Genomic DNA, 19,816 nt, shown 5'->3' on the forward strand with positions numbered 1-19,816 from the left:
TTCAAACAGATCTACATATGCTTTGACCGTCTGTAAATCGTAAAATAACTGATGAAAAACCCGATAACCGCACCGATGATAACGCCGGCTAAATACCCGAACATCGTGTTTGTGACCCCACATCCGAAAACTCCAAAGCCCATAACCGCAAACGCGATCACCAAGATCTGGACCGGGCGGTCCAATTTTCTCCATAGAAAGAATCTGCCGTTCCGTTCATTCGGATGTTTCAGAAAGCTGACGTAACCGATCAGATAAAAAACGAAGCTCATCACTGCCGGAATGAATAAGATTAGATGTCTCTCTCTGATCCAGTCGTTAAACACATATCCAATTGGGGTTACAAATATAAAAAGACGAGAATTGGTATAGCTGCTGATGAAAGAAAATTGATTTCCCAAACTAAAATCGAAAACGACCTCCAAATTCGCGGCCGGCAGACCGATGAGTAAAAAGGGCAGAACCGTTACGGTAAACGCCGTCAACAGCTGAGCGAATATGTGTCCCGTTAATGCTCCTGATGCCATTAACAGAGCGTAGGCCATAAAACTGATGACAATCATTCCGATTGAAAAATGATTAAAATCGTACGTATGGCTCGGTTTCAGCAGAGAAATCAGCAATGACGCCGCTCCATAGCCTATCGCCTGAGAAACAACAATGACTGCGCCGCCGAGCCAGAATTTAGTCTGGTAGATTTGGCTTCTGCTGTAAGGCATGCTTAACAGGGCGTCCATCGTTCCCTTTGTCCGTTCCAAGCCTAATAAGCAGACAGCAAAGACGACACCTGCAACCCAACTGAAGGAAAGAAGCGACCCATTCGTATAACTCACGGTGAATTCACAATCTTGCAGAGCTTGATGATTCAAACATCCTTGATATGTTAAGTAGTTGTTATAAACCAATAAAGGGTTTGCCGCTATCAAAAAAATACCGCAACATAAAAACAGCCACTGATTTTTCTTCCATTCTGTGTACAATAGTCCCCGCGGTATCATTCCTGTCCTCCTTTCTTACACATGTTTTGTTTTTTTATAAATCACAAAATAACTGACCAAAAAGCCGACCGCTCCACCGATCAACATTCCGACAACGTACCCAGTCATCGTCTGGCCCGTCGAGTATCCCGCCAAACCAAAACCGAGAATGCCGATGATAATCACGAAGATTTGAACAGGACGGTCAAGTTTTTTCCACAGGAAAAAGCGTCCGTTTCGTTCAAGCGGCTGTCTGACAAAACACATATATCCAATGACATAAAACAAAATGCTCATTGCTGCCGGAATGATTAAGATATAGTTACTCGCAGTGATCCAATCTGTATTAGCATACATAATCGGATTAATATATTGAAAAGAACGATTTACATTTAAATAAGCATCCACAGACGGCAATAATTCATATATATTAATCCCTAAAACGACTTCCGCATTTGCCAGCGGCAAAGAAATGATCAAGTATGGCGCTACCGACACGGTAAACGCCGTTAACAGCTGCCCGAACGTATTCCCCGTTAAAGTACCCGCGCTTGCAACCAATGCGAAAGCCAAAACACTCACAACGATTTCGCCGACACTGAGATGGTGAAAATAGTATACACGCTCAGGCTTCAGCAAAATGATCAAAAGCTCGGCCAGCCCATAACCGACCGCTTGGAAACCGACAATGACCGCTCCGCCGAGCAAAAATTTAGTTTGAAACACCTGCCCGCGTGTATAAGGCAGACTCAGCAGTGAATCCATCGTTCCCTTTGTACGCTCCAATCCGAATAAACAGACCGCCAGCATAAGACCGGCAACCCAATTCATAATGAGCATTCCGTTATCAAATGAATTCACATGAAAAACGCAATAATTTTCCCCCGGATCACTTAGACAGCCTTTATAGGTTAAATAAGTATTTAAAACCGAAAACGGATTAACTGCTGCTAAAAAGATACTGACCAAAATCAGTACGACCTGATTCTGTTTCCACTCACGATATAACAGTCCCCGGGCTACCATCTCCGGTTCCCCCCAAATTTCGCGATGAAGACCTCCTCTAAATTCACAGGCAGCTCGTTCCACACTTTCGGATTCAGCTCTTTCAGAAATTTCTTTTTGTCCTCATCATTTTTCGGGATCAGCACTGTGTAAAACACACCCGCCGAATCGAGAATCGGTATATTTTGTTTTCTGATCTTCAAGTTGACATCCGTTTCAAACGCCATTTGAATCTTGATATATTCTTCTTTCATATCATCCAAGTCCATCACATTTGTCAGTTGATTCCCTTCCAAAAATCCGATCCGGTTGCACAGTCGTTCAATATCCTCTAAACGGTGTGAGGTAATCAGAATGCTTGTATCCCGCTCTGCCACCTCGTCCACCATGAGCTGAAGCACGTCATGGCGCATTACGGCGTCAATTCCGTCCGTCGGTTCGTCCAGCAGAATCAATGCGGGGCGGGAAGCGAAGGCAAGGACGAGCGCCAGCTGTTTCTTCAGTCCTGTTGACAGTTCGCGGTATTTCTTCGTTTCCGGAATGTCATACCTGTTCATCAGCTCATTGGCATAAGTCACATCAAAGCTTGGATAGATTCTGCTCAAGATGGCGACAAGCTGCTTATACGTATACTTGTCATAAAAAGGGTTTTCAACAGGCATGTAAATGATATTCTGCTTTACCTTCGGGTGACGTTTTATTTCTACATTATCAAATAAGACCGTACCTTTATCCGGCAGCAATATTTGCTGAATGAGCCGGAGCATCGTTGTTTTTCCTGATCCGTTTCTGCCGAGCAGCCCGAAGATTTCTCCCTTTCCAACGGTGAGTGAGATATCTTTGAGCACTTCTTTTCCGTCAATCGTTTTTGAGAGATTGCGCAATTCAATCATGATCTTTCCCTTCTTTCACATCAGCGCTGATTTCCTTTATCCATTCCTGCAGCTTCTCCAGCTCAACTCCCGCGTAATGGGCATCGATGATGAGCTGTTTCAGTTGCTCTTTTATCATCGTCATCTTCCCTTCAACCAATGTCGTTTTTGCGTCCTCCGATATATACGTTCCTCTTCCTCTCAGCGTTTCAATCATTCCTTCGCGTTCAAGCTCCTTGTACGCTTTGCTGACAGTATTGGGATTAGCGATAATAATCGTGGCCAATTCCCTGACAGAAGGAAGTTTATCTCCAGGCTTCATAATCCCTTTTAAACAAAGCTCTTTCATCTGCTGTATGATTTGTTCGTAAATCGGAGTTGAGCTTCTCGGGTCGATTTGAATCATTTACTTCCCTTCTTTCTATACGAGCTGCTCTTTATAGATTTAAATGTTTTGCCACTGGAACCCGATCATGACAAGAATGATAAACAGACTGCTGGCCAGAACCGAAGCTGCAATTATGAGAGGCATATCTTGCTTTACAGGTCTTTTGGTCTTCATGAAAGCTCTCCTTTCTTCTGTTCGGGATTAATATGTAAATTCAGTATATATAGTGTTTGCTGTGTATTATGTCAAGTAGTACACCTAATACAATATAGACACACCAGTAAATTGTCAATTCTTTTTTAAAAAAACCGCAAAAAAAGCCTGCCGGGATTCCGGCAAGCTTCAATCCCTAAAGGGCTGCTTGTTAATAATCGAAATTACGCTGCAATATCATATTGTTTTGCAAGGTTTGCAGCTGTAATCTCATACGATAAAGCTGTTCTCTTTGCTGATCATTCGCTGATAATGACAGCTTGTTTAATTCATTCACCGCGTTTTCAAGCATCATCTGCGCTTCGCTGTACTCATTATCATTATAATGCTCTTGTTTTGAAGCGGTCATAAATTGCTCATTCGCAAATTCATATGCCTGTTCGCTTCTTTGGAGATGTTCATCTACTGATTGTCTTGTTGCCAAAGAAACCCCTCCTAAGTGAATGGAAAATCAAGCTTAGTTTGAGCGTACAGCAAATGATTAAGTCATGAATGTTACAGGAAAAGAAACCAATTGATGACCATGACCTGAGAATTAAGGTCAGGAATTACACTCTCCCTATTCAGCAATAATAAAAATGAAAAACCTCGCATCATAACAATCGCGTATCGCTTTCCGCATTGTGAACCCCCATCATTCATGCTACAATTTTAGGATGCATCTGATGTGAGGAGGCTTTTTGAACATTGAATGAGAACAACCCTTTTCCTTATTCAAATACGGAAAAACGGTATCATACATTAAATTATCACTTGCGGGAGCATTTCGGCCATAAAGTGTTTAAAGTAGCGCTTGACGGCGGCTTTGACTGCCCGAACCGGGACGGCACGGTCGCCCATGGCGGCTGTACATTTTGCAGCGCGGCGGGCTCCGGTGATTTCGCCGGCAACCGGGCCGATGACTTATTAACGCAATTTCACGATATTAAAAACCGTATGCACGAAAAATGGAAGGACGGCAAATATATCGCTTATTTCCAAGCCTTCACCAATACGCATGCCCCTGTCGAGGAGCTCCGCGAAAAGTTTGAATCCGTGCTGAAACTTGACGGCGTTGTCGGGATGTCGATCGCAACCCGTCCCGACTGCCTGCCCGATGATGTCGTGGAATATTTAGCCGAACTGAATGAACGCACATATTTGTGGGTCGAGCTCGGACTGCAGACGGTTCATGAGCGGACGGCCCTTTTAATCAACCGCGCCCATGATTTCGACTGTTACGTTGAGGGTGTCAATAAATTAAGAAAACACGGCATCCGTGTCTGCTCCCATATTATTAACGGGCTTCCGCTCGAAAACAGGGATATGATGATGGAAACGGCAAAAGCGGTAGCCGATTTAGATGTCCAAGGCATTAAAATCCATCTTCTTCACTTATTAAAAGGTACGCCGATGGTGAAGCAATATGAAAAAGGCAAGCTTGAATTTCTCTCTCAGGATGAGTATGTCCAGCTAGTCTGCGATCAGCTTGAAATTATTCCCCCGGAAATGATCGTCCACCGCATTACAGGAGACGGGCCGATTGAATTAATGGTAGGTCCGATGTGGAGCGTCAATAAGTGGGAAGTATTAGGCGCGATTCAAAAAGAGCTTGAAAAGCGGGAAAGCTATCAAGGCAAGCTCTTCCGGAGAATCGGGGAGGAATCCGCTCTATGACGTTAATGCACATCCTTCCTTTCAGCAAAGAATTGCTGAAGTCTGCCGCACAAAAAGGAGATATCGCAGTTGACGCGACGATGGGCAACGGGCATGATACGTATTTTTTAGCGGACCTTGTCGGTGAAACGGGACATGTTCACGCGTTTGACATTCAAGCAGACGCTCTTGCTAAAACGAAGGAACGGCTCGGAGAAACATTCGGGAAGCGTGTCACGTTGCATCATAAAAGCCATGATCAAATCAAGGAATCCTTGCCGGAGGAAGCACGCGGCAAGGTAGCGGCGGCGGTTTTTAATCTCGGCTATCTGCCCGGCGGTGATAAAAGCATTACAACAAACGGACATTCCACAATTCCGGCAATTGAACAGCTCCTTGAGCTGCTGAAAGAAAACGGGCTGATTGTACTCGTTGTATATCACGGACACCCTGAAGGCAAGGCAGAAAAAAACGCACTTATGGAGTACTGCCAAAATCTTGATCAGCAGAAAGCCCGCGTGTTAAGCTACGGCTTTCTCAATCAGCGGAACGATCCTCCGTTTATAATTGCTATTGAAAAAAAAGCTCAAAACAAATAAGCTGATTTTTGAGGATTGGCCTCTGTTATATACAGGGTTAATCCTTTTTTTTACACATTTTAAGAAGTATTTCACTATTCTCTACCATCTTTTTTGGTTAATCATGTTTACTTTTCAAAGAAATATATTAACATGAATTTATATCAAAAAAGAAGCAGCTTCAGTTGATTGAAAAAATGATTCTCCGCCGTATTCTCACTATCAGGCAGTTTCATTTTCCACTTATGAACTATCCCAAAAGCCATTTATCTTCCTCTGTACTCTTACAAAGCGGAGTTCATTAGAATGGCGCCGGAATTGATTCATGGATGACACCTATTTATTTAATGGTGATCCTCGCTATACTTCATCAAAAAAACGATAAACCAATTTTTTCATCTGGGAGGAGCAGCAGTTTGAATATTCTTCGCTTCGTCTTTTCAATTGTTCCATATATGATGTTTGTGATCATTTTATTAAGGCATTTAGGATTTGAATTTGCAAAAACATATTATTGGTGGTTCGCTTCATTGTTCATCATTGGGATTATTGGCAAATTTGTATTGTTCTTTATGGCAAAAAAGAAGCCATTAAAAAAAGAGACAGCGTAATTCCTGCGCGTCTCTTTTTTATTTTCTTTCAACATCTTTTTTGTGTAAGCAGGATACCCTTGAGCCTGACCAAAAAAATAAAAAACTGCACCATTCAATTGCCGTTTGACAGAAGTGAATGGCGCAGTTCAGTAATTATGAGCTTTTCGTCCAAGCCATCTTCTGAAATTTGCGGTAGGCTCTCCCGTTAATATAAAAGAAAAAAGACGTTTTTCCGCTTGCTCTGATCAGCTTTCTGGCAAGTCGGCCCATCTCTTTCTGACTCGCGACTTTATCGTCTGATAAATAGACGCCGAGCAGCCCCCTGTTAATCAGCCGGTGAAAATTCTCATGCGGAATGCCCTGTAAATGTTCATCCGCTTTTTCTATAAAATGCTTCAGCCTCTGCATCATTTCTTCATGAGACTCGTAATACGTACAGAAGTTCAGGTCCCCTTCAAGCAAATCCTCTTCCTGATCAATTAAATAATCGAGCAAAATGTGAAGCCCTTGTATGTACGGAAAATAGCTGCTGCGGATTTTCTCAGCGGTATGTTCGTCAAAATCAGTCTGGAAAGAATATGCGACCAAACAGAAAATGCCTAACGTTGAACCGGCACAAGCGGAAAATTCATACCATTCCATTTCCGGCAGCTGTGATTGATACTGCTCAAACCACTTTTTAAGCCTCGGAACACGTTCATGCTCCACGACATGCTTATGAACCTGAAGGTCGCAGTAATAGCCGCACAGTTCAAGCAAGTAAGGTTTAATGATGTCGTAATGTTTAATGGAGCCGAGGACGCGCTGGCATGTTCTGACCAGCTCGTGCAGATACCCGCCGTCATCCTGCTCTTCTCTGTATTGATAGTACGGCTGCACATCAGCGCCGACTGTCAGTGCATCACGCATTGAAAGATGAAGCATGCGGAAATCCTCGGGATCAAGCGAGGTGCTGCGGTCGCACAGATTGTCCAAATAGTCGCTGATCGTCTGGTACGCAATGATAAATTGCACACATTTCTGCTTTTGTTCACCCGACAGCAGGGCCAAAATGCCGCCGCCTTCACAATGAAATGATTTATCCCGGATACTTGCGGCTGCCTGCTGCTGCAGCTCGGTATTTTTAATGGTTTCTGATTTTGCCCGCCACATGTCCAGTTCCTGATGGACGAGCGGAAAAATCTCCCGATACACTTTTGCCATTAGATTAAAAGGATGTTCCGGTACTGTCAACACATGCACCCCCAACGAATTCAAATATACTGATCTGTAAAGGCCTTTGCTGCCTTAAAAACATCGTCTCTTTCAGGTTCATTAAAAATTTCATGATAAAGCCCTTCCCACTCTCTGTAAGACTTATTATGGGAAGCCACGCCGGAAAACCATTTGCGGACCTTGATTTTATCGACAATTTTATCATCGCCGCCCTGCATGAGAAGAAGCGGCACCTTTAAAAAAGCATCGGTCGGCACCATAGCGGCGTCAATGGTTTTTAAAAGCTCTCTGTACCATCTTACAGATACCTTTGTGACATATAAAGAGTCGTTTATATCCGCTTCGATCATTTCCGCATTCCGTGTCGCCATATCCGGTGATAATCCGGAATCCACTCTGAGGGAGGGCGCGAGGACATTCAGTCCTTTTGACGCGAAATCAAGCACTTTATTTACTTTAATTTGCAGCCCCAGACAAGGTGATGATAAAATAAGTGCCGTAATGCGGGGATTTCTCTGCTGTTTAAACCATTCTATCGCAATTAGCCCGCCCATGCTGTGGCCCAAAAGAAAAACAGGCTCTTCAAGCGTTCTCGCTTGATCAATCCATATATCTACTTCATCAATGTATTCTTGGAAAGAGCGAATATGCCCCCTGGCGCGGGTGGATGTTCCCTGACCGGGCAAATCGCCGATCACAACGTTATAACCGGAAGATCTCCACATTTCAATTAACCATTTATACCGCCCGTGGTATTCGCTTGCCCCGTGGATAATGACAATCGTACCGACAGGACTGTCTGCTTTCCAAGTCCACATGCTGTTCACCTCTTACGATATTTATTAAAGAAAGAAGGATGAGAATGATAATCTACCCTTATAAACAATTTACGCCGGACATCCACCCTGAAGCATTTATCGCGGATAACGCCGTCATTACCGGCGACGTTGTGATCGGAGAACAATCAAGCATTTGGTTCTCGGCAGTCATTCGGGGAGATGTAGCGCCGACAAGAATCGGAAAAAGAGTCAATATCCAAGACTTAAGCTGCCTTCATCAAAGTCCGGGCCGCCCGCTTCTTATAGAAGATGACGCAACAATCGGGCATCAGGTTACACTGCACAGTTCCATCATCAGAAAGAATGCTTTAATCGGTATGGGCTCCGTCATACTTGATGGAGCTGAAATCGGTGAAGGCGCATTTATCGGCGCCGGAAGCCTCGTTCCTCCGGGCAAAACCATTCCGCCCGGCTGTCTTGCGTTCGGCCGGCCCGCAAAGGTCATTCGCCGGCTGACGGAAGAAGACATACAGGATATGGAAAGAATCAGAACGGAATATGTTGAAAAAGGCCGATATTATAAAACACTTCAAGAGAAATAAAAAGAAAAGCTTTGTTTTACTACTGTACCATTTTTCAAAATATTATTTAAGCGAAAACCATTTGCGTTTTGATGATTGTGCGGAAAAACAGAAACAAAATGTTCAGGAATTTGTTTTATTCTTCCCCGATCACCGAGATCCTATGAAAAAAGAGCCCGTTCAAGAGGGCTCTTTCTTTATGCTTTTTCGGCGATTGTTTGTCCGCTTTCCAGACTCACATGTTTTCTTTTATGGAAGCCTTTCCCGTAGTACACCGCTAATAGGATACAAAACCAGATAGGGCCGATAATGACGGCGACTCTTGTCTCCGCGTTATAAGCCATCAGCACAACCACAAAAGCGAGAAATGCCAGTGAGATGTATGAGGAAAAAGGATATAAAGGCATTTTATATTTCAGTTTTTTGCGCTCTTCCGGCTGTAAACTTTTACGGTATTTCAATTGGGAAAGCAAAATAATCGCCCACGTCCAAATCGCTCCGAACGTCGCAATGCTTGTCACCCACGTAAATACTTTCGCCGGCACCACGTAGTTTAAAATGACTCCGATGCATAATGCGCCTGCCGAAACCAACACCGCTTTTCCCGGCACGCCGCCTTTTGTGACCGTTCCGTAAGCTTTGGGAGCTTCATTTTGTTCCGCAAGATTAAAAAGCATGCGTCCCGTGCTGAAAATCCCGCTGTTGCAGGAAGAGAGAGCCGCCGTCAAAACGACAAAATTAATAATGCCGGCTGCTGCGGGAATTCCCACTTTTTCAAACGTAAGAACAAACGGGCTTCCTCCTGAACCGATTTCCTGCCAAGGGTAAATAGACATAATAACAAACAAAGCACCGACATAAAAAATGAGAATGCGCCAAAAGACAGTATCAATGGCTCTCGCCAATGATTTTTCCGGGTTTTTGACTTCACCGGCTGTTACACCGATTAATTCAATACCGAGATAAGCAAACATGACCATCTGAAGTGACAGCAGCACCCCTTTTATCCCGTTCGGGAAAAAGCCGCCGTGACTCCACAAATTACTGATGCCCAATGCCGCGCCTCCGTTACCGAGTCCGAACACGATCATGACTAAACCGATCGCGATCATAGACAGAATCGCAGCGACCTTGATGAGCGCAAACCAAAATTCAAGCTCACCGTATGCTTTAACCGCCAAAAAGTTGACAGCCGTCATAATGACAAGCGCCGCAAGCGCCCAAATCCATGCCGGCACGTCCGGAAACCAGTAGCCCATATAAATGCCGACCGCCGTGATTTCCGCCATACAGGTTACGACCCATAAAAACCAATAGTTCCAGCCCGTTAAAAACCCGGCGAGAGGTCCTAAATAATCCCGCGCATATCTGCTGAAAGATCCGGCTACAGGCTTTTGAATCGCCATTTCCCCTAATGCCCGCATAATAAAAAACATAATAAGCCCGCTGCAGGCGTAAGCGGCTAAAATTCCCGGCCCGGCAAGCTTAATGGCAGAAGCTGACCCGAGAAACAAGCCGACTCCTATCGCGGCACCTAAAGACATGAGTGAAATATGCCTCTCCTCTAATCCGCGATGCAGCGTTTTCCCTTTGTTTTGCATAACTCTCTCCCCCCTGATTTTGACAGAAAACAACATAAACCGAGACGAAATAGCCAGAAAACGCTTTCTGGCAGACACCCGATTAGTCCTATTATAACTCTTTTCTGAATATTGTGTAATACTTTGTCAAAAACAAAGCGGAATAGACGGATTAGAGAACCTATAGAAAAAAGGCTCTCGACAAATATCGAAAGCCTTCTTTATTAAACGAAAATGACTTCTTTCGGCTGGTGATTCAGCTCTTCAGGGACGAGACGTTTTTCTACATTAATGCTGTGCCAGATCATAAAGATCAGCACTGTCCAGATTTTACGGCTGTTGTCCGCTCTGTCGGCACAATGGTCTTCAAGAAGCTGAAGAACGTAGTCCTTTTCAATGTAAGCGTCCGTTTCACTTTCACGAATGATATTTCGCACCCATTCGTTCATTTCATTTTTCAGCCAATGGCGGATCGGCACAGGGAAGCCGAGTTTTTTGCGGTTAAGCACATGATCAGGCACTACCCCTTCAGCGGCTTTGCGCAAGAGATACTTCGTCGTACCGTTTTTCGTTTTCAGTTCATCAGGAATTTTAGAAGCCACATCAAACACGACTTTATCAAGGAACGGCACACGCAATTCTAATGAATTCGCCATCGTCATTTTATCGGCCTTTAACAAAATATCGCCGCGCATCCACGTATGAATGTCGACATACTGCATTTTATTAATATCACTGTATGTGCTGCTTTCCGTAAAGTACGGCTTCGTCACATCACGGTATGAAAGCTGCGGATTATAATGTTTCAGCAGCTGTTTCTTCACAGGCTCTTCAAAAATCTTTGCATTGCCGATATAACGATCCTCAAGCGGTGTACAGCCGCGGACTAAGAGGCTTTTTCCTCTCATTCCTTCAGGCATGACAGCTGCAACATGAAGAAGCATTTTTTTCAGGCCGGACGGGATGCGCTCAAACGGTTTAAGGGACAGCGGCTCACGGTAAATGTTATAACCGCCGAATAACTCATCCGCTCCCTCTCCGGATAAGGCAACCGTTACATGCTTCTTCGCTTCTTTCGCAACGAAATACAACGGAATCGCCGCAGGATCTGCAAGCGGATCATCAAAGTGCCATACGATTTTCGGAAGCTCGTTCATATACTCCTCAGGAGAAATGACTTTGCTGATGTTTTCGATACCGAGCGCAGCGGCTGTTTCCTTCGCTACATCAACTTCACTGAAGCCCTGCTGTTCAAAGCCGACAGAAAAAGTTTTCAGGTTGGGGTGAAACTCTTTCGCCACAGAGACGATAAAAGAAGAGTCGATACCGCCGGAAAGAAACGAGCCGACAGGAACGTCACTTCTCATATGAACTTTCACAGAGTCAAAAATCGCGTCTCTGACTTCCTTAACAAGCTTATCTTCATCTGACTGAACAGGCTTGAAGTTCGCTTTGAAATACGTTTTAAACGCAATGTCGCCTTCCGGACGGATCGTAAACTGGCTGCCCGGCTCCACTTTTTTCACTTCAGCGTCAAGCGTGCCCGGTTCAGGAACAAATTGGAAAGACATGTATTGCTGTAAAGAAGCTGTATCAAGGTCAATTCCGTTCTGAGCGGCCATTAAACTTTTTCTTTCAGAAGCAAAATACACCTTGTCTTGAATCGTTGTATAGTACAGCGGTTTGATTCCGAACGGGTCTCTCGCGCCGTACATGACTTGGTCGGCTTTGTTCCAAATCAGAAACGCAAACATTCCGCGAAGCTTTGAAGCAGCTTCTTCTTTATAATGGCGGTATGTCGCAAGCAGAACTTCGGTATCGGAATCTGTATTGAAAGTGTAGCCCTTTGCTTCAAGCTCTTCTCTCAATTCAATATAGTTATAAATTTCGCCGTTAAAAATGATCCAATATTTTTCATCTTCATATGATAAAGGCTGTCCGCCGTTTTCTACGTCAATAATACTGAGCCGTCTGAAGCCGAAGCCAACGTGCTCATCATGATAATACCCATCGCTGTCAGGACCGCGGTGAACGATCATTTGGTTCATTTGTTTGATTAGCTCTTCTTGATCTGCGGTTTGAGTTAATGGATGCTTATTAAAAACACCGACAAATCCACACATAATATAGCCTCCATAAGTGTAATTTTCTAATTGGACCCCCTTTTTATAGACGCTTTGCTCAATCATTTGTTTCACGTTATGTAAAAAAATAAACATGACAGCATCTACAAAAAGGGAAAGCCGCTTAAGTAAGCGGCTATATACTTATTCTCCTAGTGCTTCTTTGCGAAGCGTTTCCGCCTTGTCAGTGCGCTCCCAAGGAAGATCCACATCATGACGTCCGAAGTGGCCGTAAGCAGCCGTTTGCTTATAGATCGGGCGGCGCAGGTCAAGCATTTTAATAATGCCGGCCGGTCTCAGATCGAAGTTGCTGCGTACGACTTCAATCAGCTTTTCTTCAGAAGCTTTTCCGGTATCAAACGTGTTGATTGAAATGGAAACAGGCTGCGCAACGCCGATTGCGTATGCAAGCTGCACTTCACATGAATCGGCAAGTCCGGCTGCAACAATGTTTTTCGCTACATATCTCGCTGCATATGCCGCAGAACGGTCTACTTTCGTCGCATCCTTACCGGAGAACGCGCCGCCGCCGTGGCGTGCATAGCCGCCGTATGTGTCAACGATGATTTTACGGCCTGTAAGCCCCGCGTCACCTTGAGGTCCGCCGATAACGAAGCGTCCTGTCGGGTTAATGAAGTATTTTGTTTCTTCATCAATCAGTTCCTCAGGCACGACCGGATTAATGACGTGCTCTTTCAGATTGCGCTGGATTTGCTCAAGCGTAATTTCAGGGTGGTGCTGAGTGGAAATGACGATCGCATCGATGCGAACCGGCTTGTTGTTTTCATCATATTCAACTGTTACTTGTGTTTTACCGTCCGGGCGAAGGTACGGAAGAATGTCTTCTTTGCGGACTTCGCTTAAACGGCGCGCCAATTTATGGGCCAGTGAGATCGGAAGCGGCATAAGCTCTTTCGTCTCATTACATGCATAACCGAACATCAAGCCTTGGTCTCCCGCTCCGATTGCATCGATTTCAGCATCGCTCATTGTGCCTTCACGTGCTTCAAGCGCTTGGTCAACGCCCATCGCGATATCTGCTGACTGTTCGTCAATTGACGTTAAAACAGCGCAAGTTTCCGCATCAAATCCGTATTTTGCGCGTGTGTAGCCGATTTCTTTAATCGTTTCACGTACCGTTTTCGGAATGTCAACGTATGTTGATGTTGTAATCTCTCCGCTGACCAGCACTAAGCCTGTCGTTACAGATGTTTCGCAGGCTACGCGCGCGTTAGGGTCATTTTTTAAAATTTCATCTAAAATGCTGTCAGAAATTTGGTCACAGATTTTATCCGGATGCCCCTCTGTAACAGATTCAGATGTAAACAGTCGACGGTTTTTACTCATGAATTTTTTCCTCCTGAAAAAAGATCCATCCCAAGATCTTCTCATATGATACGGAACTCGCTCCCTCTTAATACAATGTCATACTATATCAGAGAATGTTAATTGGCATATTTTATGAAATAAAAAAACCTTTTCCACTCGAGGAAAGGGTTTGGTTTGTGTGCCTTTCACTCTTATCGCTCAAGGAAAATATTGAACCTTGCATCAGGTTAGCACCTTAGTTTCTCACAGTGTTTCCACATGCTTTTTAACAGAGAAACCGGTTGCTGGGCTTCATCGGGCCTGTCCCTCCGCCAGCTCGGGATAAGAGTATCCGCTCAATGAAATATCTTATCGTAAAAGTGTTTAAGGTGTCAATATGAATTAAAGCGATTGTGCGCCTTAATTTCAGAAAGCAATGGAAAAACACAAACAAAAAATAATAAATAGTATAGACTATTTTTATATATGTGTTATACTAATTTCACATTCAGCGAAACACAAATAAACCGGCAAAGGAAGGTTTTTATGAAATTAGTTGATTTAACCGCAGACTTACAAGCGTTACTCGCAAGTTCGAATGTGCATCATAATTTATCCGCCCCAAGACTTACCGAAAAAGTGATCAGCCGAAATGAAGGAACATTAACATCAACGGGCGCCGTCCGCGCAACTACCGGCGCATACACCGGCCGTTCTCCTAAAGATAAATTTATCGTCCGGGAACAAAGCACAGAAGATCAGATTGATTGGGGCCCGGTAAACCAGCCCATTTCCGAAGAAGCGTTTGAACGGCTTTATTCAAAAGTCGTCAGCTATTTAAAACAGCGGGATGAACTGTTTGTATTTGAGGGATTCGCAGGTGCGGATGAAAAATACAGACTGCCGATTACGGTCGTAAATGAGTTTGCATGGCATAATCTGTTCGCGCGCCAGCTGTTTATCAGACCTGAGACAGACGAAAGAGACTCCGGGGTTCAGCCCTTTACCATTCTTTCCGCACCGCATTTTAAAGCGGACCCGGAAACTGACGGCACACATTCTGAAACGTTTATTATCGTTTCTTTCGAAAAACGCGTCATTTTAATCGGCGGAACGGAATACGCCGGAGAAATGAAAAAATCGATATTCTCCATTATGAACTTCCTGCTGCCCGCGCAGGATATCCTGCCGATGCACTGCTCAGCCAACGTCGGGGAAAAAGGCGATGTCGCCCTGTTTTTCGGACTTTCCGGCACCGGAAAAACGACGCTCTCAGCAGATGCAAACCGCAAATTGATCGGCGATGACGAGCACGGCTGGTCACACTCCGGCGTGTTTAACATCGAGGGCGGCTGCTACGCTAAGTGTATTAACTTGAGTGAAGAGAAGGAACCGCAGATTTTCAACGCGATCCGCTTCGGTTCAGTGCTTGAAAATGTTGTGATTGACGATAATACGCATGAGGCGGATTACGATAATCCCTTCTACACGGAAAACACAAGAGCGGCGTATCCGATTGAAATGATCGGCAATATCGTGTCTCCAAGCCTCGCCGGGCACCCGTCAGCCATCGTCTTTTTAACGGCGGACGCGTTCGGTGTGCTGCCTCCGATCAGCAAACTGACGAAGGAACAGGCGATGTATCATTTCTTAAGCGGGTACACCAGTAAGCTTGCCGGAACCGAGCGCGGAGTGACATCTCCGCAAACGACTTTCTCAACATGCTTCGGTTCTCCGTTTCTTCCGCTTCCAGCCCACGTATATGCCGAAATGCTCGGGAAGAAAATCGATGAGCACGGCGTTCAGGTCTTCCTCGTCAACACAGGATGGACCGGCGGAGGATACGGTGAGGGAGAGCGCATGAAGCTGTCCTACACGAGAGCGATGGTTAAAGCGGCGATTGAAGGCAAACTGGATCAGACAGACATGGTGACAGACAGTATCTTCGGCCTGCACAGCCCTGTTCATGTTCCAGGCGTGCCCGACCATGTCCTTCAGCCTGAAAACACATGGAGCGATAAAACAGCCTATAATGAAAAAGCGCTGTTCCTCGCTCACGAGTTCAAGGAAAACTTTAAAAAGTTCTCGCATACGGACTCAATTGCAAAAACGGGCGGACCTCTCGTTTAACCACAAAAGCCAAGGGCGCAAATGCCCTTGGCTTTTGTTCAATTTGTAGTGTAAAGCGAGGTAAGCCTGTATGTAATGCTTGTCCGTCCGTTCGCCCATTCAAGCTTTTGGACTTCCCCCGTACCCGATTTCTCGCCTGTTTTCGTTTTGCGCACGTCCATCGGAATATCAAGAGGATATACGCGGTAGCCCTCTTTTTCAAGGATGAAGATATTTTCCTCTATCCGTTTTTCGTTGCCTTTTGTCACAATCATTGTATTAAATTCAACAGGCATTCCCAAAATGAAAATCCCCTTTCGTTCTCTTTTTCTTTATCATACCATAAATCATTGGTCTTACCTTGATTTCATCCACTTGGTAAGCTGCCGGACAATGCGCCTGTTTTCGTGCGGAGGAAAATAATGCGTAAAACCGCTGTAATACCATGTTTCCACCAGCTTGCCCGCCTCTTTCAGCTTCTCTTCTATCATGCGTGCATGTTCAATTGATACATTTTGGTCCTCTTCGCCATGAATGAGCAGCACGGGAGCATGGACGCGGTTTACTTTTTCAAACGGTGAGCGGCGTTTATATTCGTCCGGCACCTTTTTCGGCGTGCCGCCAATCACCCGCTTCATCATTCGCCGCAAGTCCTTGCGCTCCTCATACGTAAGCACCATATCGCTGACGCCGCCCCATGAGACGAACGAAGCGGCTTGGCGCCCCATCTCAATCGCGGTTAAAAGCCCCATAATCCCGCCGCGGGAAAAGCCGAAAATATGGACTCTGCCTTTCCTTACGCTCGGATGCTCTTGCAGCAGGCTGAAAGCGGAAAACGCGTCTTCTCTGTCCTCTCCCGCAAAATCCTCGTTGCCCTCGCCGCCCTGATTGCCTCTGTAAAAAGGCGCAAACACGACAAAGCCTTGCGATGCAAATTGAATGATTCTTCCCGGCCGGACCATGCCGACGTTTTTAATGCCGCCTCGCAAATATAAAAAACCGTCATACTCCCCTGGCTCAGCCGGCTCAGCCATCAGTCCCTTCACCTTCAATCCTTCAGAGACATAACTCACCGTATAGAGGCGGACATGCCGACTGGGAGACGGAAATCTTCTCTTCTCAACTAGCAAAACGAATAAGCCTCCTTGTCATTATCGGTTTTTTTATTCTTTCCTAACCTGAATATGGGCACTCACACATTTTTTATACCCATCATACGATATGTAAAGCAAAAAGGGTTATTTTAACGCTTAACACAAGGAGGTTATACCGTGAACAAATGGCTCAAAACGGGCTGCGCCTTCGTCATATGCGCTGTTCTTCTTTTTTTGCTCCCGGCCTGCAAGCAGGAAGAAAGTCTGACAAAGGTGAAAGTGGCGGAAGTCACTCATTCCATCTTTTATACACCTTTGTATGTCGCTAAAGCAAAAGGCTTCTTTAAAAAAGAAGGGCTTCTTGTCACTGTCAATACGACATGGGGCGGCGACAAAACGATGACATCACTGCTGTCAAACGGATCGGACATCGCGTTAGTCGGTTCTGAAACATCAATTTATGTAGAGGCACAAGGAGCAAAGGACCCTGTCATTAACTTTGCTCAGCTGACACAGACAGACGGCACATTTCTCGTTGCAAGAAAGGATGTGCAGCAATTCAAATGGGACGATGTAAAAGGAAAGACATTTCTCGGCCAGCGAAAAGGCGGCATGCCCCAAATGGCCGGTGAGTACGCCCTGAAAAAACATCACATCGATCCGCAGAAAGATATTGACCTCATTCAAAACATTGATTTTGCCAATATATCAAACGCATTCGCGTCTGGAACCGGCGATTATGTGCAGCTGTTTGAACCGACGGCCTCACTGTTTGAAAAGGAAGGCATCGGCCATATCGTCGCCTCCTTCGGGGAAGCTTTCGGCCGAGTGCCTTACACAACCTTTATGGCAAAAGAAAGCTATTTAAAGAACAACGAAAAAACGGCGGAAAAATTCACGCGGGCCATTCATAAGGCTCAGCAATGGGTGGAAAGCCACTCGGCCAAAGACATTGCAAAAACAATTCAAAAAGACTTTACAGATACCGATCCTGCCATTATTGAAACTTCAATAAACCGCTATAAGAAACAAAAATCATTCTCAACCAATCCTGTTCTGCAAGAAGACGAATGGGAACAGCTCCAATCGATTATGGATGAAGCCGGGGAGTTGCCTAAACATATTCCATACAGCAAACTGGTAAACACAAAAATCGCCAAAAAAGTCACCTCAGAACAATAGGAGGACCATTATGTCTTTTTTACATGTAGATCATGTAACTCATACTTATTTCTCGCTGAAAGAAAAAACAACCGCCGTCAAGGATATACATTTCCAGATTGAAAAAGGAGACTTCATCTCCTTTCTCGGGCCGAGCGGGTGCGGAAAAACAACGCTCTTATCGATTATTGCCGGCCTTATCCTTCCCGCAGAAGGTCAGGTGCTGATTGAAGGAAGTGTGCCGAATCATAAGGATCATCATATCGGCTATATGCTTCAGCAGGATTATTTATTTCCTTGGAAATCAATTGAGGAAAATGTGCTGCTCGGGTTACGCATCTCCAAGACATTAACGGAGGAAAAAAGAACGGAGGTTCTCGGCCTCCTTCCTGAGCTTGGATTAATAGGCGTCGAAAAGAAATATCCGAAAGAACTTTCAGGCGGAATGCGGCAGCGGGCGGCCCTCGCCAGAACTCTTGCGTCGAATCCGAGCCTTTTACTTCTTGATGAACCCTTTTCCGCACTTGACTTCCAAACGAAGCTCTCTCTTGAGAATCTTGTGTTCCGGACGTTAAAAGACTTTCAAAAAACAGCTGTCCTTGTGACTCACGATATTGGCGAAGCCATCGCGATGAGCGATACCATCTACTTATTTTCAAATCAGCCGGGCACCATCCATCAAATATTCAACGTACCTAAAGAATTAGCCGCATTAGACCCGTTTGACGCGCGCCAGGCCCCGGCCTTCCAGCCGCTGTTTCAAACCATATGGAAGGAGCTGAATTCCCTTGAAAAACAGCAGCGGGAGTATTGAACAGCTTCATCAGCAGTTTAAGAAAAAACATAAAAAAGAAAAACGCCATATCCGTGCGTATCAGGCGGCCATCTTTGTCATCTTTTTTGCCGGATGGGAGATCTCAAGCAAAGCAGACTGGATTGATCCGTTAATTTTCAGCTCGCCTTCTGCTGTTTGGAAGCTTCTGGTTCAAAAAATCGCAGACGGATCAATCGCTGCGCATATCGGCATCACCTTAGGAGAAACCGTTCTCGGCTTTTTGCTTGGAACGCTGCTCGGCACCTGCCTCGCCGCTCTTTTATGGTGGTCAAACCGGCTCGCCCGGATTTTAGATCCGTACCTCGTCATTTTAAATGCGATGCCGAAAGTCGCGCTCGGACCGATCCTGATCGTCGCACTCGGACCGAGTTTCACAAGCATTGTAGCCATGGGGGCCGTGATCAGTGTCATTATCACCACGATCGTCGTGTTTACGGCATTTCAGGAAGTGGATGAAAATTATATTAAGGTGATGAAAACATTCGGCGCAAAAAAACGTGTCATTTTTAAAGAAGTGATTTTGCCGGCGTGCTCCCCTGCGATTATTTCAACGCTAAAGGTGAATGTCGGGTTATCATGGGTCGGCGTCATTGTCGGTGAGTTTCTCGTCTCCGAAAAAGGTTTAGGTTATATGATCATCTACGGATTCCAGGTCTTTAATTTCACACTCGTTTTCTTAAGCCTTTTGATTATCGCAATTTTTGCGACGCTGATGTATCAGGTGGTAGAGCTGTTAGAAAGAAAATGGACGAAAGGCAGAATATAAAAAA

The 19,816-nt window shown here is 45.1% G+C and carries 21 protein-coding genes and 1 riboswitch; of the genes, 8 read left to right on the forward strand and 13 right to left on the reverse strand.

All coding sequences use genetic code 11. The features are described 5' to 3' along the window. Positions 1 to 11: 11 nt before the first annotated feature. From J7E26_RS17890 to J7E26_RS17910, 6 genes are all read right to left on the reverse strand, one after another. Complete coding sequence (locus J7E26_RS17890) at positions 12 to 998, reverse strand: ABC transporter permease (RefSeq protein ID WP_214803749.1); 987 nt, start codon at positions 996 to 998, stop codon at positions 12 to 14. Positions 999 to 1,013: 15 nt separating this feature from the next. Beyond that, positions 1,014 to 2,003: an ABC transporter permease subunit gene (locus tag J7E26_RS17895; protein ID WP_214803751.1), complete on the reverse strand. Its 990-nt coding sequence runs from the start codon at positions 2,001 to 2,003 to the stop codon at positions 1,014 to 1,016. Beyond that, entirely contained in the window at positions 1,997 to 2,875 is an 879-nt protein-coding gene (locus tag J7E26_RS17900; protein WP_214803753.1) for an ABC transporter ATP-binding protein, read from the reverse strand. The genes J7E26_RS17895 and J7E26_RS17900 overlap by 7 nt, the downstream gene beginning before the upstream one ends. After that, entirely contained in the window at positions 2,868 to 3,260 is a 393-nt protein-coding gene (gene ytrA, locus J7E26_RS17905) for a GntR family transcriptional regulator (RefSeq protein ID WP_214803755.1), read from the reverse strand. The genes J7E26_RS17900 and ytrA overlap by 8 nt, the downstream gene beginning before the upstream one ends. Before the next feature lie 39 nt (positions 3,261 to 3,299). After that, positions 3,300 to 3,416, reverse strand: coding sequence for a hypothetical protein (locus tag J7E26_RS18430; protein ID WP_251034689.1), 117 nt, complete (start codon positions 3,414 to 3,416; stop codon positions 3,300 to 3,302). A gap of 190 nt (positions 3,417 to 3,606) precedes the next feature. Next, the gene (locus J7E26_RS17910) at positions 3,607 to 3,879 is read right to left on the reverse strand and encodes a YtzC family protein (protein ID WP_003152272.1); all 273 of its coding nucleotides are present in this window, start codon (positions 3,877 to 3,879) and stop codon (positions 3,607 to 3,609) included. A gap of 263 nt (positions 3,880 to 4,142) precedes the next feature. Here J7E26_RS17910 and mnmL point away from each other — a divergent pair, with 263 nt between their 5' ends. From mnmL to J7E26_RS17925, 3 genes are all read left to right on the forward strand, one after another. Continuing rightward, the gene (mnmL, locus tag J7E26_RS17915) at positions 4,143 to 5,111 is read left to right on the forward strand and encodes a tRNA modification radical SAM protein MnmL/YtqA (RefSeq protein WP_214803757.1); all 969 of its coding nucleotides are present in this window, start codon (positions 4,143 to 4,145) and stop codon (positions 5,109 to 5,111) included. Next, positions 5,108 to 5,689 carry a tRNA 5-(aminomethyl)-2-thiouridylate-methyltransferase MnmM gene (mnmM, locus tag J7E26_RS17920; RefSeq protein ID WP_214803760.1) on the forward strand — a complete coding sequence of 194 codons (582 nt, stop codon included), beginning with the start codon at positions 5,108 to 5,110 and terminating at the stop codon, positions 5,687 to 5,689. Before mnmL ends, mnmM begins: the two co-directional genes overlap by 4 nt. Positions 5,690 to 6,084: 395 nt before the next feature. Beyond that, positions 6,085 to 6,279 carry a hypothetical protein gene (locus J7E26_RS17925; RefSeq protein ID WP_214803762.1) on the forward strand — a complete coding sequence of 65 codons (195 nt, stop codon included), beginning with the start codon at positions 6,085 to 6,087 and terminating at the stop codon, positions 6,277 to 6,279. A 135-nt stretch (positions 6,280 to 6,414) separates the two neighbouring features. Here the strand turns inward: J7E26_RS17925 and J7E26_RS17930 are convergent, their stop codons facing one another. Beyond that, entirely contained in the window at positions 6,415 to 7,494 is a 1,080-nt protein-coding gene (locus J7E26_RS17930) for a tetraprenyl-beta-curcumene synthase family protein (RefSeq protein WP_214803819.1), read from the reverse strand. Between the two features lie 20 nt (positions 7,495 to 7,514). Further along, positions 7,515 to 8,294, reverse strand: coding sequence for an alpha/beta hydrolase (locus J7E26_RS17935; RefSeq protein ID WP_214803764.1), 780 nt, complete (start codon positions 8,292 to 8,294; stop codon positions 7,515 to 7,517). A 47-nt stretch (positions 8,295 to 8,341) separates the two neighbouring features. Here J7E26_RS17935 and J7E26_RS17940 point away from each other — a divergent pair, with 47 nt between their 5' ends. Beyond that, positions 8,342 to 8,857 carry a gamma carbonic anhydrase gene (locus tag J7E26_RS17940; protein WP_214803821.1) on the forward strand — a complete coding sequence of 172 codons (516 nt, stop codon included), beginning with the start codon at positions 8,342 to 8,344 and terminating at the stop codon, positions 8,855 to 8,857. A 176-nt stretch (positions 8,858 to 9,033) separates the two neighbouring features. On the opposite strand, the gene alaP is transcribed toward J7E26_RS17940, so the two are convergent. From alaP to metK, 3 genes are all read right to left on the reverse strand, one after another. Beyond that, positions 9,034 to 10,437, reverse strand: coding sequence for an alanine permease AlaP (gene alaP, locus J7E26_RS17945; protein WP_214803767.1), 1,404 nt, complete (start codon positions 10,435 to 10,437; stop codon positions 9,034 to 9,036). Between the two features lie 203 nt (positions 10,438 to 10,640). Continuing rightward, complete coding sequence (gene asnB, locus J7E26_RS17950) at positions 10,641 to 12,539, reverse strand: asparagine synthase (glutamine-hydrolyzing) (protein ID WP_061520069.1); 1,899 nt, start codon at positions 12,537 to 12,539, stop codon at positions 10,641 to 10,643. 144 nt (positions 12,540 to 12,683) lie between these two features. Then, positions 12,684 to 13,886 carry a methionine adenosyltransferase gene (metK, locus tag J7E26_RS17955; RefSeq protein WP_214803768.1) on the reverse strand — a complete coding sequence of 401 codons (1,203 nt, stop codon included), beginning with the start codon at positions 13,884 to 13,886 and terminating at the stop codon, positions 12,684 to 12,686. Between the two features lie 170 nt (positions 13,887 to 14,056). Further along, a riboswitch (SAM riboswitch) is annotated at positions 14,057 to 14,196 on the reverse strand. A 197-nt stretch (positions 14,197 to 14,393) separates the two neighbouring features. Here metK and pckA point away from each other — a divergent pair. Beyond that, a complete protein-coding gene (gene pckA / locus J7E26_RS17960) occupies positions 14,394 to 15,977 on the forward strand; it encodes a phosphoenolpyruvate carboxykinase (ATP) (protein WP_214803770.1) in 1,584 nt (527 codons plus the stop codon). A 38-nt stretch (positions 15,978 to 16,015) separates the two neighbouring features. On the opposite strand, the gene J7E26_RS17965 is transcribed toward pckA, so the two are convergent. After that, positions 16,016 to 16,258, reverse strand: coding sequence for a DUF2584 domain-containing protein (locus tag J7E26_RS17965; RefSeq protein ID WP_061520066.1), 243 nt, complete (start codon positions 16,256 to 16,258; stop codon positions 16,016 to 16,018). Positions 16,259 to 16,312: 54 nt separating this feature from the next. Then, a complete protein-coding gene (locus J7E26_RS17970; RefSeq protein ID WP_214803772.1) occupies positions 16,313 to 17,086 on the reverse strand; it encodes an alpha/beta hydrolase family protein in 774 nt (257 codons plus the stop codon). 141 nt (positions 17,087 to 17,227) lie between these two features. On the opposite strand from J7E26_RS17970, the gene J7E26_RS17975 reads away from it, so the two are divergent. The 3 genes from J7E26_RS17975 to J7E26_RS17985 are packed head-to-tail and all read left to right on the forward strand — an operon-like array spanning position 17,228 to position 19,812. Next, complete coding sequence (locus tag J7E26_RS17975; protein WP_214803774.1) at positions 17,228 to 18,232, forward strand: ABC transporter substrate-binding protein; 1,005 nt, start codon at positions 17,228 to 17,230, stop codon at positions 18,230 to 18,232. 10 nt (positions 18,233 to 18,242) lie between these two features. Continuing rightward, positions 18,243 to 19,025 (forward strand): ABC transporter ATP-binding protein, encoded by a 783-nt coding sequence (locus J7E26_RS17980; protein ID WP_214803776.1) that lies wholly within the window; start codon positions 18,243 to 18,245, stop codon positions 19,023 to 19,025. Then, complete coding sequence (locus J7E26_RS17985) at positions 19,000 to 19,812, forward strand: ABC transporter permease (protein WP_214803778.1); 813 nt, start codon at positions 19,000 to 19,002, stop codon at positions 19,810 to 19,812. Before J7E26_RS17980 ends, J7E26_RS17985 begins: the two co-directional genes overlap by 26 nt. The last annotated feature ends 4 nt before the right edge of the window (positions 19,813 to 19,816 follow it).

This window comes from Bacillus sp. ISL-51 (assembly GCF_018613535.1).
In the GTDB taxonomy this organism is placed as follows: Bacteria; Bacillota; Bacilli; order Bacillales; family Bacillaceae; genus Bacillus.